This is a genomic window from Methylobacterium sp. WL1, assembly GCF_008000895.1.
Lineage (GTDB): Bacteria > Pseudomonadota > Alphaproteobacteria > Rhizobiales > Beijerinckiaceae > Methylobacterium.
In genome coordinates, this window is record NZ_CP042823.1 from 989004 (window position 1) to 1003995 (window position 14992).

General features: G+C 72.0%; 13 protein-coding genes. 9 read left to right on the top strand and 4 right to left on the bottom strand.

The window, feature by feature from the left end; all coding sequences use genetic code 11:
* Nucleotides 1-173: 173 nt before the first annotated feature.
* The 5 genes from FVA80_RS05155 to FVA80_RS05175 all read left to right on the top strand — a co-directional run bounded on the left by FVA80_RS05155 (nt 174) and on the right by FVA80_RS05175 (nt 5217).
* The gene (locus FVA80_RS05155; RefSeq protein ID WP_147908344.1) at nt 174-1199 is read left to right on the top strand and encodes a cyclase family protein; all 1026 of its coding nucleotides are present in this window, start codon (nt 174-176) and stop codon (nt 1197-1199) included.
* Between the two features lie 11 nt (nt 1200-1210).
* Nucleotides 1211-2158 (top strand): 3-hydroxyacyl-CoA dehydrogenase family protein, encoded by a 948-nt coding sequence (locus FVA80_RS05160; RefSeq protein ID WP_147908343.1) that lies wholly within the window; start codon nt 1211-1213, stop codon nt 2156-2158.
* Complete coding sequence (locus FVA80_RS05165) at nt 2155-2913, top strand: SDR family NAD(P)-dependent oxidoreductase (RefSeq protein ID WP_147908342.1); 759 nt, start codon at nt 2155-2157, stop codon at nt 2911-2913. The genes FVA80_RS05160 and FVA80_RS05165 overlap by 4 nt, the downstream gene beginning before the upstream one ends.
* Before the next feature lie 55 nt (nt 2914-2968).
* Nucleotides 2969-3853: a 3-keto-5-aminohexanoate cleavage protein gene (locus FVA80_RS05170; protein ID WP_147908341.1), complete on the top strand. Its 885-nt coding sequence runs from the start codon at nt 2969-2971 to the stop codon at nt 3851-3853.
* 134 nt (nt 3854-3987) lie between these two features.
* Entirely contained in the window at nt 3988-5217 is a 1230-nt protein-coding gene (locus FVA80_RS05175; RefSeq protein ID WP_147908340.1) for an ABC transporter substrate-binding protein, read from the top strand.
* A gap of 39 nt (nt 5218-5256) precedes the next feature.
* Here FVA80_RS05175 and FVA80_RS05180 read toward each other — a convergent pair whose 3' ends face one another.
* Complete coding sequence (locus FVA80_RS05180) at nt 5257-6126, bottom strand: aldo/keto reductase family oxidoreductase (RefSeq protein ID WP_147908339.1); 870 nt, start codon at nt 6124-6126, stop codon at nt 5257-5259.
* Between the two features lie 92 nt (nt 6127-6218).
* On the opposite strand from FVA80_RS05180, the gene FVA80_RS05185 reads away from it, so the two are divergent.
* The gene (locus FVA80_RS05185; RefSeq protein WP_147908338.1) at nt 6219-7148 is read left to right on the top strand and encodes a LysR family transcriptional regulator; all 930 of its coding nucleotides are present in this window, start codon (nt 6219-6221) and stop codon (nt 7146-7148) included.
* Here FVA80_RS05185 and FVA80_RS05190 read toward each other — a convergent pair.
* Nucleotides 7123-8889 carry a methanol/ethanol family PQQ-dependent dehydrogenase gene (locus FVA80_RS05190; protein ID WP_147908337.1) on the bottom strand — a complete coding sequence of 589 codons (1767 nt, stop codon included), beginning with the start codon at nt 8887-8889 and terminating at the stop codon, nt 7123-7125. The genes FVA80_RS05185 and FVA80_RS05190 overlap by 26 nt on opposite strands.
* Nucleotides 8890-9032: 143 nt before the next feature.
* Nucleotides 9033-9629 (bottom strand): TIGR00730 family Rossman fold protein, encoded by a 597-nt coding sequence (locus tag FVA80_RS05195; protein WP_147908336.1) that lies wholly within the window; start codon nt 9627-9629, stop codon nt 9033-9035.
* Nucleotides 9630-10260: 631 nt separating this feature from the next.
* Here FVA80_RS05195 and FVA80_RS05200 point away from each other — a divergent pair.
* Nucleotides 10261-11295 (top strand): LysM peptidoglycan-binding domain-containing protein, encoded by a 1035-nt coding sequence (locus FVA80_RS05200; RefSeq protein WP_246692270.1) that lies wholly within the window; start codon nt 10261-10263, stop codon nt 11293-11295.
* A gap of 8 nt (nt 11296-11303) precedes the next feature.
* On the opposite strand, the gene FVA80_RS05205 is transcribed toward FVA80_RS05200, so the two are convergent.
* Entirely contained in the window at nt 11304-12638 is a 1335-nt protein-coding gene (locus FVA80_RS05205; protein ID WP_147908335.1) for a PLP-dependent aminotransferase family protein, read from the bottom strand.
* 103 nt (nt 12639-12741) lie between these two features.
* On the opposite strand from FVA80_RS05205, the gene FVA80_RS05210 reads away from it, so the two are divergent.
* Both FVA80_RS05210 and FVA80_RS05215 read left to right on the top strand, forming a co-directional pair.
* Nucleotides 12742-12957: a DUF1127 domain-containing protein gene (locus FVA80_RS05210; protein WP_147908334.1), complete on the top strand. Its 216-nt coding sequence runs from the start codon at nt 12742-12744 to the stop codon at nt 12955-12957.
* 98 nt (nt 12958-13055) lie between these two features.
* Complete coding sequence (locus tag FVA80_RS05215) at nt 13056-14978, top strand: ABC transporter ATP-binding protein/permease (RefSeq protein ID WP_147908333.1); 1923 nt, start codon at nt 13056-13058, stop codon at nt 14976-14978.
* Nucleotides 14979-14992: the final 14 nt, after the last annotated feature.

Below are 14992 nucleotides of genomic sequence, written 5' to 3' on the forward strand. Positions count from 1 at the left end.
CGCCAGCCTAGGCTCGCACCGGCTCCGCGAAAAGCGGGCTCGACGGCCTCGAAGAAGGGCGACGGACAGGTGAGGAACGCACGCTCGGCCGCGGCCGGGGTTCGCCCCGGACCGCGGCCCCGGATTCCTGCGAGGCGACGCGACCTGCGGCCTCGGGCGACGGGGCGGCGCTCATGAGCCTGCGCTGGACCCGGCGCCCGGAGGGCTCGACCTGGGGGGATTTCGGCCCCGACGACGAACTCGGACGCCTGAACCTGCTGACCCCCGAGAAGGTCCGCCAGGGCGTCGCCGAGGTCCGCGAGGGCCTGACCTTCTGCCTCAGCCTGCCGCTGGACCTGCCCGGCGGCACCGTCCTCAATCCGCGCCGCCACCCGCCGCAGATCACCCCGACCCGGCGGGCCGACGGCCGGCCGAACATGAACTTCCCGGTCTGCGAGGAGGTCGCGGGCGCCACCGACGTGATCTGCGACGACCGCGCGCTGATCCACCTGCAATACTCGACGCAGTGGGATTCGCTCGCCCATGTCGGCTCGCTGTTCGATGCGGACGGCACCGGCGCCGGCCCGACCTTCTACAACGGCTTCCGCGGCGGCCGGGACATCGTCGGCCCGAGCACGAACGAGGCGGCCGACCAGCCGTCCCGGGCGAACAGACTCGGGATCGAGCGCCTGGCCGAAGTCGGCATGCAGGGTCGGGCCGTGATGATCGACCTGCGCGCGCATCTCGCCGACGCCAAGGTCAAGGTCGGCTACGACCAGCTCGCCCGGATCCTCGAGGCCGACGGCGTCGTGATCGAGCCCGGCGACATGGTCTGCCTGCACACCGGCTTCGCCGAGCGGCTGATCGCCATGGGCGGCACGCCCGATCCGAAGCAGGTCCACAACCTCTGCGCCGGCCTCGACGGCCGGGACCCGCGGCTCCTCGACTGGATCACCCGCTCGGGGCTGTGCGCGCTGATCGCCGACAACTACGCCGTGGAGGCCTATCCGGCCGGGGTGGGACCGGCCTGCTGCGCGACGCTGCCGCTCCACGAGCACTGCCTGTTCAAGCTCGGAATCAACCTCGGCGAGCTGTGGCACCTGACGCCGCTCGCGGAGTGGCTGCGCGCCCATGGCCGCAGCCGGTTCCTGCTGACGGCGCCGCCGCTGCGCCTGCCAGGGGCGGTCGGCTCGCCGACGACGCCGATCGCGACGGTTTGAGGGAGGGCACGATGGAGATCGCGATCGTCGGCGGCGGCCTGATGGGCCACGGCATCGCCCTGGTGCTGGCGCTCCGGGGGCATGACGTCCGGATCACCGACACGGATGCGCAGACCCGTGCCCGGGTGCCGGCGCTCATGGAATCCGCGCTGGCGACCCTGCAGGAGGGCGGCGCTGCGCCGGACGGGTGGGACGCCGCGCGGCTCGCCCGGTCCGTCCGGGTCGAGGCGGAGCTCGAACCGGCGGTCGCGGGCGCCGGCCTGGTCATCGAGGCGATCACCGAGAACCCGGAATCCAAGCGGGCGCTGTTCGGGGCGCTCGACCGGCTCTGCCCGGCCGACGCGATCCTGGCGAGCAACACCAGCTACCTCGACGTCTTCCCGCTGATCCCGCAGGCCCGGCAGGCGCGGGCGCTCGTGATGCACTGGTACACGCCGCCCTACATCGTCGACCTCGTCGACGTGGTCCCGGGGCCCGGCACGGATCCGGCCGTGATCGCGGCGATGCACGACCTCGTGCTCGGCCTCGGTCAGGTGCCCATCGTGCTCAAGCGCTTCATCCCCGGCTACGTCGCCAACCGCATCCAGTCGGCGATCAGCGCCGAGGTGTTCCGGCTGCTGGACGAAGGCATCGCCGAGCCGCGCGAGATCGACGACGCGATCATCCACGGGCTCAGCTTACGCATCCCGATCCTCGGCCACCTCGCCAAGGCCGATTTCACCGGGCTGGACCTGACCCGGCGCGCCCTGGCGAACGGCAGCTACGCGCCGCCCCCGGCCCGGACCCGGTCGGAGACCCTGGACGCACTCTGCGCCGGGGGCCGGACCGGAGTGATGGCGGGGCGCGGCTATTTCGACTGGGGCGGGCGCGAGCCTGCGGACCTGTTCCGCGAGCGCGACCGCAAGCTGCTGGCCTTGAAGAAGGCGATGGCCGGGATCGGCCGGATGGAGGGTACATGATCGGCGCGGACCTGTCCGGACGGCGCATCCTCGTCACCGGCGCCTCCTCGGGCATCGGGCTGGCCACGGTGACGCTGTTCGCCCGCAACGGCGCCAGCGTGGCGCTGAACCACCTCCCCGACGATCCCCGCGGCCCCGCGGAGGCCGAGCGTCTCGCCGCCGAGGGCCTGGCCGTGATGGCGCTGCCCGGGGACGTGTCACGTCCCGGCGAGGCCGAGGCGATGGTGGCGGCCGGGATCGCGGCGCTCGGCGGCCTCGACGTGCTGGTCAACAATGCCGGGACCTCCGGCACCACTGCGCCGATCGCCTTCGAGGACCTCGACGCGATGACGGAAGAGTTTTGGGCCACCATCCTGGCCACGAACCTCCTCGGCCCGTACCGCTGTTCGCGGGCCGCGGCGGCGAGTCTGAAAGACAACCGCGGGGCGATCGTCAACACGTCCTCCGTGGCCGGGCTCGGGCGGCGGGGCTCCTCGATCGCCTATTCGGCCAGCAAGGCCGGGCTGATCAATCTCACCCGCAGCCTGGCCAGGGCCCTCGCCCCGGACGTGCGCGTCAACGCGGTCGCCCCCGGCCTCGTCGCCACCCCGTGGACCGAGCCGTGGCCGGAGGCGCGCAAGGCCGCGACGGTGCAGCACACGATGCTGCGCCGCATGGCCCGGCCCGAGGACATCGCCGAGACGATCTTCTTCCTGGCCGCGGGCGCCGCCTACATCACGGGCGAGACGATCACGGTGGATGGCGGGGCGCTATAGCGGCCCTCGTCCACACGCGGGACGGCACCGTCAGGATCAGGCCAGGGAGGAAAGTATGTCCCGGACGACCGTCATCACCTGCGCCCTCACGGGCTCGTTCGACACGCCGAAGAAGAACCCGGCGGTGCCGGTGAGCCCGAAGGCCATCGCCCAATCCGCCCTGGAGGCCGCCTCCGCCGGGGCCGCGGTGGTCCACATCCATGTCCGCGATCCCGAGACCGCCGCGCCCAGCATGGAACTCGCCCATTACCGCGAGGTGGTCGAGCGGGTGCGCGAGAAGAACGAGGCCGTGATCCTCAACCTTACCACCGGGGCCGGGGGCCGGTTCGTGCCCGGCGATCCCGACCCGTCGGTGGCCGGCCCCGGCACCACCTTCGCGTCACCCGAGACCCGGACCCGGCACGTCGCGGCGCTACGCCCCGAGATCTGCACCCTCGACGTCGCCACGATGAACTTCGGCGAGCACCTGTTCCTCAATACCCCCGCGCACCTGCGGGCGATGGCGGCGCAGATCCGCGAGGCCGGGGTGAAGCCCGAGATCGAGGTGTTCGACCTCGGCCAGATCGAGCTGGCCCGGCACCTGATCGCCGAGGGGCACCTGGCGCGGCCGCCCCTGTTCCAGATCTGCCTCGGCATCCCCTGGGGCGCGCCCGCGACCCCGGAGGCCCTGGTGGCGATGCGCGCCCGGCTGCCCGAGGACGCGGTCTGGTCGGCCTTCGGCATCGGCCGGGAGGAGTTTCCGATCCTGGCGGTGGCCGCCGGGATGGGCGGCAACGTCCGGGTCGGGCTGGAGGACAACCTCTATCTGTCCCGGGGCGTGCTCGCGCCCAGCAACGCCGCCCTGGTGGAGAAAGCGGTGAGCCTGCTGGCCCATCTCGACCGCGAGCCGGCCACGCCCGACGAGGCGCGGGCGCTGTTTGGGCTGGCGCCCCGCGGGTGAAGGGAGACCCTGACGGATCGCCCGCATCCTCTCACCGGCCGGTATCGGCTCCGATCCGGTCCGCCTAGACTGCATTCGGACGACATCCGAGCGGCGAACAACGCCGCCGCGATCAAAGAAACAGGGAGTGAGACATGACGGTCCGCCACCGCGTCGCGGCACTGACGGGGCTTCTGTGCGCGCTCGGAGCCGGGGCGGCGCTCGCGGCCGACCTCGTGCCGGTGAAGATAGGCGTGCTGAACGACCGCTCGGGCGTCTACTTCGATTCCACCGGCGAGGGCGCCGTGGTGGCGGCCCGCATGGCGGTGGAGGATTTCAAGCCGGAGACCCAGGGGCTGAAGGTCGAGGTCGTGGCCGCCGACCACCAGAACAAGCCCGATGTCGGGGCCTCGATCACCCGGCAATGGTACGACCGCGACGGGGTCGACGCGGTGTTCGACGTGCCGACCTCCTCGGTGGCGCTCGCGGTGGCGCAGATCACCAAGGAGAAGAACAAGGCCTTCATCAACTCGGGTGGCGGCACCGCCGACCTGACCGGCCCGGCCTGCACCCCCAACACCGTCCACTGGACCTACGACACCGCCGCGCTCGCCAACGGCACCGGCAAGGCGATGCTCAAGCGCGGCGGCAAGTCCTGGTACTTCATCACCGCCGACTACGCCTTCGGCCTCGCCCTGGAACGCGACACCAAGGCGGTGGTGGAGAAGAGCGGCGGCACGGTCGTGGGCGGCGTGCGCACGCCCTTCCCGAACCCCGATTTCTCCTCGTTCCTCCTGCAGGCGCAGGCCTCCGGCGCGCAGGTGATCGGCCTGGCCGATGCCGGCCTCGACGCGGCCAACGCGATCAAGCAGGCGCACGAGTTCGGCATCCGCCAGGGCGGCCAGACGCTGGCCGCCCTGCTGATCGCCATCACCGACATCCATTCCCTGGGGCTCGAAGTCGCCCAGGGCCTGGCGTTCACCGCCTCGTTCTACTGGGACCTCAACGACGGCACCCGGGCCTTCGCGGAACGGTTCGGCGCGCGCATGTCCGGCCGGAAGCCGACCTCGTACCAGGCCGGCGTCTACGCCAGCACGCTGCACTACCTGAAGGCCGTGGCGGCCCTGCACTCGGCCAAGGACGGCGCCGCCGTGGTGGCCAAGATGAAGGAACTGCCCACCGACGATCCCCTGTTCGGCAAGGGCACGATCCGGCCGGACGGGCGCAAGATCCATCCGATGTACCTGTTCGAGGCCAAGACGCCCGCCGAGTCGAAGGGCGAGTGGGATCTCTACAAGGTGTTGGAGACGATCCCGGCCGAGCAGGCGTTCCGGCCGATGAGCGAGGGCGGCTGCCCGATGGTGGCCGGCCTGCGGGCCAAGTAGGGGCCAAGTAGGGGGCCAAGTAGGCAGCCGCGTCGCCGGTCACGCGCCCCCGATCGCGCCCAGCGTGGCCATCGCGTCGTCAGGCAGGCTCAGCGCGGCCGCCGCGAGATTCTCGCGCAGGTGGCCGAGCGAGCCGGTGCCCGGGATCAGCAGGATGTTGGGCGCCCGGCGCAGCAGCCAAGCCAGCGCCACCTGCATGGGCGTCGCCCCGAGCTTGGCGGCGACCTCCGACAGGGCGGTGGATTGCAGCGGGCTGAAGCCGCCGAGCGGGAAGAACGGCACGTAGGCGGTGCCGGCCTCGGCCAGCGCGTCGATCAGGGCGTCGTCGGCCCGATGCGCGAGATTGTACTGGTTCTGCACGCAGACGATCTCGGTGATCCGCCGGCCCTCGGCGACCTGCGCCTGCGTCGCGTTGCTCAGCCCGATCCGCCGGATCAGCCCCTGGCGCTGCAGCTCCGCCAGCACGGTGAGCGGCGCCTCGATCGGGCCCTCCGCGGGACCGTGGGCGTCGAACATCAGGCGCAGGTTGACCACGTCGAGGGCGTCGACGCCCAGATTGCGCAGGTTGTCGTGGACGGCCCGCGTGAGTTCCTCCGGGGAGAAGGCCGGGTTCCACGAGGCGTCCGGCCCGCGCTTGGCGCCGACTTTGGTCACGATCACCAGATCGTCGGGATAGGGGTGGAGCGCCTCGCGGATGATCTGGTTGGTGACGTGCGGCCCGTAGAAGTCGCTGGTGTCGATGTGGTCGACCCCCTCGGCCACCGCCGCGCGCAGCACCGCGACGGCCGTCCCGCGGTCTTTCGGCGGTCCGAACACGCCCGGCCCGGCGAGTTGCATGGCCCCGTAGCCGAGGCGTTTCACGGTGCGGTCGCCGAGCGCGAACGTGCCGGCCTGCGCGATGTCGGTCATGGCGAATCTCCTGTGTGCGCCCCGGATGTAGACGGCGCGGCCTGATCGGATAAGCGCTGATGTTCGGCACGGGCTGTGCGAGATCTCGAACAATGACGATGGACCTGTCGGACCTGACCGCCTTCGTGACCGTGGCGCGGGCCGGCGGCTTCCGCGAGGGCGCCCGCGCCGGAAACGGCAGCGCGTCGAGCCTCAGCGAGGCGGTGCGCCGGCTCGAGGCGCGCCTCGGCGTGCGCCTCCTGAACCGGACCACCCGAAGCGTCGCGCCCACCGAGGCCGGCATCCGCCTGCTGGAGCGGCTCGGCCCGGCACTCGGAGAAGTCGAGGCCGCCCTCGATGTGGTGAACGGGTTCCGCGACCGGCCGGCCGGACCGCTCCGACTCAACGTGCCTCTGAGCGCGGCACGCCTCGTCCTGCCCGCGATCGTGCCGCCGTTCCTGGCGGCCTATCCCGAGATCCGGCTCGAACTGGTGGTCGAGGATGGATTCGTGGACGTGCTGGCGTCCGGCTGCGACGCCGGCATCCGCTACGACGAGCGGCTGGAGCAGGACATGATCGCGGTGCCGATCGGCCCACGGCGGCAGCGTTTCGCCACGGCGGCGGCGCCGGCTTATCTCGACCGGCGCGGGCGCCCGGAGCATCCGCGCGACCTCCTGGCCCATGATTGCCTGCTGGGCCGGTTCCCAAGCGGCAGCCTGACGGCGCCGTGGGAGTTCGAGCGCGACGGGGAGATCGTCCGCGTGGATCCGTCCGGCCCGCTGATCGTACGCGTCGGCGCCAGCGACCTCGCGGTCGCGGCGGCGGTGGCTGGAACCGGGATCATCCACCTGTTCGAGGACTGGCTGCGCCCGCAGCTCGACAGCGGCGCCCTGGAGCCGGTGCTGGAACCCTGGTGGCAGGTCTTCTCCGGCCCGTTCCTCTACTATCCCGGCCGCCGGCACCTGCCGGCGCCGCTGCGGGCGTTCGTGGACTTCGTCGGCACGGGTCCGCGCGGGCTCACTCCGGCAGCGCGAACACCGTGAGCTGGCCGCCGGGCGCCGTGTACTGCGACAGGGCCGCGTAGCCGCCGACCGCGCCCGAACCGTCCGCCGGGTCGGTCAGTCCGGCGGCCAGCCCGATGCCCGCCCAGCCGCCGATCCCGGACAGCACCGCCACGTATTGCCGGCCGTTGTGTGCGTACGTGGTGACGTTGCCGACGATGCCCGACGGCGTCTTGAACCGGTAGAGTTCGTGCCCGTCCCGGGCGTCGACCGCCTTGAGGTAGCCTTCGAGCGTGCCGTAGAAGACGACGTTGCCGGCGGTGGCGAGCGCCCCGGACCAGACCGAGAACGGCTCCGGGATCGTCCAGGCGATTTTTCCCTTGGCCCCGTCCCAGGCGATGAACGCGCCGGTTCGGTCGGAGCCCTCGGGCGGGTGCAGGGTCAGCGTCGCGCCGACATAGGGCTGGCCCGGCGTGTAGCTCACCCGGAACGCCTCGTAATCCATGCACATGTGGTTGGTCGGCACGTAGAACAGCCGGGTGACCGGCGAGTAGGCCGCCGGCTGCTGGTTCTTTGCGCCGAGCGCCCCCGGGCAGATGTTCTTGGTGACCTCCTCCTCGTCGGCCTCGCCGGGCGCGTAGCGCTTGTCGACCACCGGCCGCCCGTAGCCCGGGGAGGCGCGGTCCAGGTCGATCCGGCTCGCCCAGTTGACGCTCGGGTCGAACTTGTCCGCCACCAGCACCTCGCCGGTCGCGCGGTCGAGGGTGTAGCCGAAGCCGTTGCGGTCGAAATGGGTCAGCACCCGGCGCGGGCGTCCGTCGATCACCTGCTCGGTCAGGATCATCTCGTTGACGCCGTCGTAGTCCCACTGGTCGTGGGGCGTCATCTGGTAGACCCAGCGGGCGAGCCCGGTGTCGGGGTCGCGGGCGAAGATCGCCATGGTCCACCGGTTGTCGCCCGGGCGCTGGGCCGGGTTCCAGGTCGCCGGGTTGCCGGTGCCGTAATAGACGAGGTTCAGCGCCGGATCGAACGAGAACCACCCCCAGCTGCAGCCGCCGCCGATCTTCCACTGGTCGCCCTCCCAGCTCGTGAGCGAGGAATCCCGGCCGATCGGGCGGCCGAGTTCGGTGGTCGTGTCCGGATCGACCAGCATGTCGGCATCAGGACCGGTGGCGTAGGCGCGCCAGAGGCGCTGGCCCGTCGCTTGGTCGTACGCGGTGACGTGGCAGCGGGCGCCGTACTCGCCCCCGGCGATGCCGACGATGAGCTTGCCGTGCACCGGCAGGACCGTGGCGGTGTTGGTCTCGCCCCGGGCCGGGTCGCCGTTCTTCACCGACCACAGGACCCCGCCGCTCTCCGGGTCCAGGGCCACGACCGTGGTGTCGGCCAGCTGCAGGAACAGCCGCCCATCCGCGTAGGCGAGACCGCGCGAGACCGTGTCGCAGCACATCACCGCGATCACGCTCGCATCCTGGCGCGGGGCGTAGCGCCAGAGGATCCTGCCGTCGTGATCCAGATCGAGGGCGTAGACCACGTTCGGGAACGGGGTGTGCACGAACATCCGGTTCCCGACCACGATCGGGGCGCCCTCGTGCCCGCGCAGCACGCCGGTGGAGAAGGTCCAGGCGACCTTCAGGCGCGAGACGTTGCCGGCGTCGATCTGGGCGAGGTCGGAATAGCGGGTGTTGGCGTAATCGAGGGTCTGGAGGACCGGCGGCGCCTCCGCGGACGCCGCGGCGGCGAGGCAGGCGAGCGCCAGGGCCGCCAGGATCGGGACGCGCATGCTCGGACTCCGCCTGCCGCCGCCCCGTGCGGCGGCGCCGGCCTCATACACCGACCTTCCGGATCGCCGGCGCGGCCAAGCGTCCGAGGGGTCAAGAGTCCGAGGAGCCAAGCGTCCGAGGAGCCAAGAGGCCGGGCCCGGCCTCACATCCGTTCTTTGACGGTCTCCTCGGCCTGGGGGTCCGGCTCGTGGCCGGCCTCGCGCAGCAGCGGCACCACCGCGGCCGCGTCCCGGGCGATGGTGTAGCTCAGGTCCAGCCCAGCCCGGATGAAGCCGTGGCGGCGCATGTGCTCGAACAAGTCGAGCAGCGGCGCCCAGAAATCGGCCACCGAGACCAGAACCACCGGCTTCCGGTGCTGCCCGAGCTGCGCCCAGGTGAGCTGCTCGACCAGTTCCTCCAGGGTGCCGATGCCGCCCGGCAGGGTCACGAACGCGTCCGAGCGCTCGAACATCAGGCGCTTGCGGGTGTGCATGTCGGAGACCACGATGGTCTCCTGCACGTCGTCGAGCATGTGCTCGCGCGCCTGCAGGAAGTCCGGGATGATGCCGGTCACGTGGCCGCCGGCCGCCAGCGCAGCGCGCGCCACGGCGCCCATCAGCCCAACGTCACCGCCGCCATAGACCAGGCCCATTCCGGCCTGCGCGATCGCCGTGCCGAGGGTCTCGGCAGCCGCCCGGAAGGCCGGGTCTCCGCCGAAGCCGGAGCCGCAATAGACACAGACAGTCCTCACCGGGGCCATCCGGCGCCCTCCATCACGCAACCGTTGCGAGCCGTCGAGAAAGACCCCCGCGCCCGGCGCTCCACGCGCCAAACTGCTGAATTCGCGTGGGATTCACCCGCCGGAGCGGCGGGACGGCTTGGTGTCGGGACCATGTACGGTATTATGGGCGCCGCAGTCGACGGTTTTTGAGCGGGCAGGTTGCCCATTCGCCGGGCGGCCGGACGAGCAGGGAGGCCTTCGTGGCGATGTCGAGACAGGTGCGGCGCAGTCTCGCCCTGGCGCTCGCCGGCCTCCTCGGCGGTCTCGGCCTCGTGCTGGTCCTGTTCGGCGGCGAGTCCCTGCGGCGGATGATCGGCCGGCACGATCCGGAGCCGCCCGCCGCCGCAGCGCCCGCGCCGCAGAGCGGCGTGCGGGGCCTGGCTGCCCCGGAGCGACGGCCGAAGCCGGCGCGCCGCCCATCGATTTCCGCGACGACACGTCGGGGGCGAGCAGGCCGGATGGCGCCAAGCCCGGCGAAATTAAGCCCGGCGAGATCAAGCCCGGCGACACCCGTTCGGACGCGCGCAATGCCGTCGATCCGGCATCGGGTGCGGCGCGCACGGCCGACCGGGCGCCCGACGGCAAGCCGGCCGAGCCCGACGTCGCCGAGGTGCCGCGCTTCGACATCGTCCGGGTCGAGCCGAACGGCGACGCCGTGGTGGCCGGGCGCGGCGCGCCGGATGCCGTGATCGAGATGCTGGTCGACGGCAAGCCCGTGGCCCGGGCGACCGCCGACGCCAACGGCCAGTTCGCCCTGGTGCCGCCGGCGCTGCCGGCGGGCTCCAGCGCCCTGCGGCTGCGCATGACCACCAAGGACGGCCGCGTCGCAGACTCACGCCAGAGCGTGGCGGTGGACGTCGCCCAGGGCCGCGACCGCCAGCCCCTGGTGGCGCTGACCGCCCCCGGATGCCGCCACGATCGTGCTGTCGCAGCCCGGCGCCCCGGGCCGGCGGCGACGGGGACCCAGGCGAAGGCGGCGCCCGCAGCCCCCGCCGACGGCAAGGCGCCGGCCGCCAAGATCGTCAGCGTGGACGTGCAGGAGAGCGGCCGGCTGTTCGTGACCGCCACCGGGATCCCGGGCGCTAAGCTCCGGCTCTACCTGAACGACACGCTGATCGCCCCGGGCAGCGTCGGGCCGGACGGACGGGCGAGCTTCACGATCGGCCGCGGGGTCAAGCCCGGCCAGTATCAGGTGCGGATCGACCAGATCGATCCCCGCACCGGCAAGGTCTCCACCCGCGCCGAGGTGCCGCTCGCGGTGCCCGAGCCGACCCGCGTCGCAGCCGGCGAAGGCGCCGGGCAGGATCGGCCGCAGGGCCCGTCCGTCCGGTCGGCAGCCTCCTCGGCCATGCAGGGTGGGGCCGCCCCCAAGGCGACAGCGCCGGCGCGGCCGACACTCCCCTCCGCCCTCAGCCAGGATGCCGCGGGCGCGCGCAGCCCCACCGGGGCCGGCGCGGTGTTCGTGCCGGAGATCACAACGGCAAAAATCACCCGGGGCGACAACCTCTGGCGGATCAGCCAGCGCACCTACGGCCGGGGCGAGCGCTACACCGTGATCTACGACGCCAACCAGGGGCAGATCCGCGACCCGGACCGGATTTATCCGGGCCAGATCTTCATCCTGCCAACCGACAAGCGGGGCTGACGCCCCCGTCAGTCCACGATCTGGTCGTCCTCCGAGAGGGCCAGGCGGCGCAGGGTCGTGAGCGCCTCGGACAGGTCCTCCGGCGACGGCGTCGCCAGGGCGAGGCGGACCGCGTTCGGCGCGTGGCCGGGATTCACCGCGAAGGCCGCGGCCGGCAGCAGCGCGATGCCCCGGCGCAACGCCGCCGCCGCAAACGCCTCGGCCCGCCACGTCTCGGGCAATTCGAGCCAGAGGTGATAGGCGCGGGGGTCGCCGACCACCGTGAGTCCCGCCAGGATCTCCCGGGCGAGCGTCTGGCGTGACGCCGCGTCCCGGCGCTTAGCCTCCGCCAGGGTCGCGGCCGATCCGCCCGACATCCAGTGCATGCCGGCCGCGAGCGACAGCCCGAGCGCGGTCCAGGCGCCCTGGCGCACGGAGGCCGCGAGCCGGTCGGTCAGGTGCGGGGGCCCGGCGATCAGCCCGACCGTGAGGGCCGGCATCACCCGCTTCGACAGGCTGTCCACCAGGATCGTCCGGTCCGGCGCTAGGCTGGCGAGCGGCTGCGCGTCGGCGAGGAAGCCGTAGACCGCATCCTCGATGGCGGTGAGACCGACCGTGTCGAGGATGCCGGCGAGGTCGGCACGCCGCGCGGCGCCCATGGTCGCGCCGAGCGGGTTCTGCAGGGTCGGCTGGAGATAGACGCCGCTCAGCGGGGTCGCCCGATGGGCCTGGAGGAGCGCATCCGGGCACACGCCCTCGGTATCCATGGCCAGCGGCACCAGGGTGATCCCAAGCCGGGCCGCGATGCCCCGCACCGCCGGATAGGTCAGCGGCTCGCAACCGATCCGCTCCCCCGGCGCCGCCAGGGCTGCGAGCGCGGCGGCAAGCGCCTGCCGGCCGTTGCCGGTGAACAGGATGTCGGCGGCCCGGGGCGCGTAGCCGTCGCGGGCGAGGAAGTCGGCCGCGACTGTGCGGGCCCGGGGCGTGCCCGCGGGACCGTACTGGCTGAACCCGATCTCGGCGCCCGCGCCCGCCAGGGCCGCCAGGGTCTCGGCCAGCACGACCTCCTGCTCCGGCAAACGCGAATGGGTCCGCTGCAGGTCGATCGCCGCCGGGGGCGGCTCCGGCTGGAGCCGCACGGCCTGGCCGGGCTCGGAGCGGACGAAGGTGCCGCGTCCGACTTCGCCGGTCACGAGCCCGCGCCGGCCCAGCTCTGCGTAGACCCGGCTCGCCGTCGAAACCGCGATGCCCCGGGCATAGGCGAAGTCCCGCTGCGGCGGCAGCCGGTCGCCCGGGCGCAGACGCCCCGAGGCGATCTCGCCGGCGACCGCGTCCGCGACGGTGCGATAATCCGAAGCCCGCATCATTGCTCCGAGTGCAATATTTCGATTGATCCGAGATATCTATCGGTTCAATCCTGGCCCCGCAATCCCGGCCGGACTGCGTCCCGTCACCGGAACCTACGCCATGTCGATCGTCACACTGTCGTCCGCGGCTCCGTCCACGGCCAGGCCCGCGCGCTCCGCGAACCGGTCCGCCGTCCCGTCCCTGCTGGGTCTCTGGCTCCAGCGCATCCGGACCCGGAGGTTGCTCGCCGCCCTGCATCCGGACCAGCTCCGGGATGCCGGCATCGAACCCTGGCACCTGCGCCGCGAGATCCGGAAGCCGTTCTGGAGAGGATGACCGGCCCTGCGGCGGCTGCGGGTGCCCGCTCCGTTCCACGGGCCTATATGCAGGAGGAAGATCCTTCCTCCCGCCGTTCCTCCTGCATCGAATCCCGCATGACCGACGACACCGCGCCCCCGGCCGGGTCCGCACACCCGGCCGAGCGCCCCGGGCTGCTCGCCACCTATCGGCGCCTTTGGCCGCATCTCTGGCCGCACGGACGGCCCGACCTGCAGCGCAGGGTCTTCCTGGCGTTCGGGCTGCTGCTCGCGGCCAAGCTCGTGACCATGGTGACCCCGTTCACCTTCAAGTGGATCACCGACGCCCTGGTCGCCGCGATCGGTGGGAAGGACGCGCCGCTGCCCACGGGCCTGTTCGCGGCCCCGATGCTGCTCATCGCCCTCTACGGCGTATCGCGGATCGCCATGTCGGCGCTGACCCAGGTGCGCGACGGGCTGTTTGCCAAGGTGGCGATGCACGCGGTGCGCCGCCTGGCGCTCCGGACCTTCGAGCACATGCACCGCCTGTCCCTGCGCTTCCACCTGGAGCGCAAGACCGGCGGCCTGACCCGGGTGCTGGAGCGCGGCCGCGCCGGCATCGAGGAATTGTCGCGCTTGATGGTGCTGACCCTGGTTCCGACCATCGTCGAGTTCGCGCTGGTGCTCGGCGTGCTGGCCTACGAGTTCGACTGGCGCTACGCGCTGGTGGCCTTCCTCACGGTCGGGGCGTACCTGGCCTTCACCTACAAGGCGACCGAGTGGCGGATCGCCATCCGCCGCCGGATGAACGCCTCGGATACCGACGCCAACACCAAGGCGGTCGACTCCCTGCTCAACTACGAGACCGTGAAGTATTTCGGCGCGGAGGCCCGCGAGGCCGCCCGCTACGACGTGTCGATGGCCAAGTACGAAAAAGCCTCGACCCAGACCTACGTCTCGCTGGCGGTGCTCAATGCCGGCCAGGCGGTGATCTTCACCATCGGCATGACGATCGTGATGTGGCTCGCGGCCCGGGACATCCTGGCCGGGCGCACGACGATCGGCGGCTTCGTGCTCGCCAACACCCTGCTGGTGCAGCTGTCGATGCCGCTGAACTTCATGGGCATGATCTACCGCGAGATCAAACAGGCGCTGATCGACATCGACGACATGTTCCGCATCCTCGGACAGAACCCGGAGATCGCCGACCGGCCCGGCGCCGCGCCGCTGACGGTCGCGGGCGGCACGGTGCGGTTCGAGGACGTGCGCTTCTCCTACACCCCGGAGCGGCCGATCCTGCGCGGCGTCAGCTTCGAGATCCTGGCCGGGCAGACGGTGGCGGTGGTCGGGCCCTCGGGAGCCGGCAAATCGACTCTGTCGCGGTTGCTGTTCCGGTTCTACGAGCCGTCGGCCGGCCGGATCAGCATCGACGGCCAGGACATCGCGGCGGTGACGCAGGAATCGCTGCGCGCGGCGATCGGCATGGTCCCGCAGGACACCGTGCTGTTCAACGACACGATCGGCTACAACATCCGCTACGGCCGGGCCGACGCCACCGACGCGGAGTTGCGCGAGGCGGCCCAGCTCGCCCAGATCGACCGCTTCGTCTCCGGCCTTCCGGAGGGCTACGACACCCCGGTCGGCGAGCGCGGCCTGAAGCTGTCGGGCGGCGAGAAGCAGCGGGTCGCCATCGCGCGGACCATCCTCAAGGCGCCGCCGATCCTGGTGCTCGACGAGGCGACCTCGGCGCTGGATTCCTTCACCGAGGCCGAGATCCAGTCGGCGCTCGACCGGGTCAGCCGCGGGCGCACCACCCTGGTGATCGCCCACCGGCTGTCCACGGTGGTCAATGCCGACGCGATCCTGGTGCTCGACCACGGCCGCATCGCGGAGCGCGGCACCCATGGCGAGTTGCTGGAGGCCGGCGGCATCTATGCGGCGCTCTGGGACCGCCAGCGCGAGGCCGACGCGGCGCTCGAAGTGCTCCAGCGCGCCGACGCCCCGGTCCTGCCGATCCGGGCGGGGCGCGGAGCCGTGCCGGCGACTGAACCGGCGGAATAGGACATCGGAAGGCG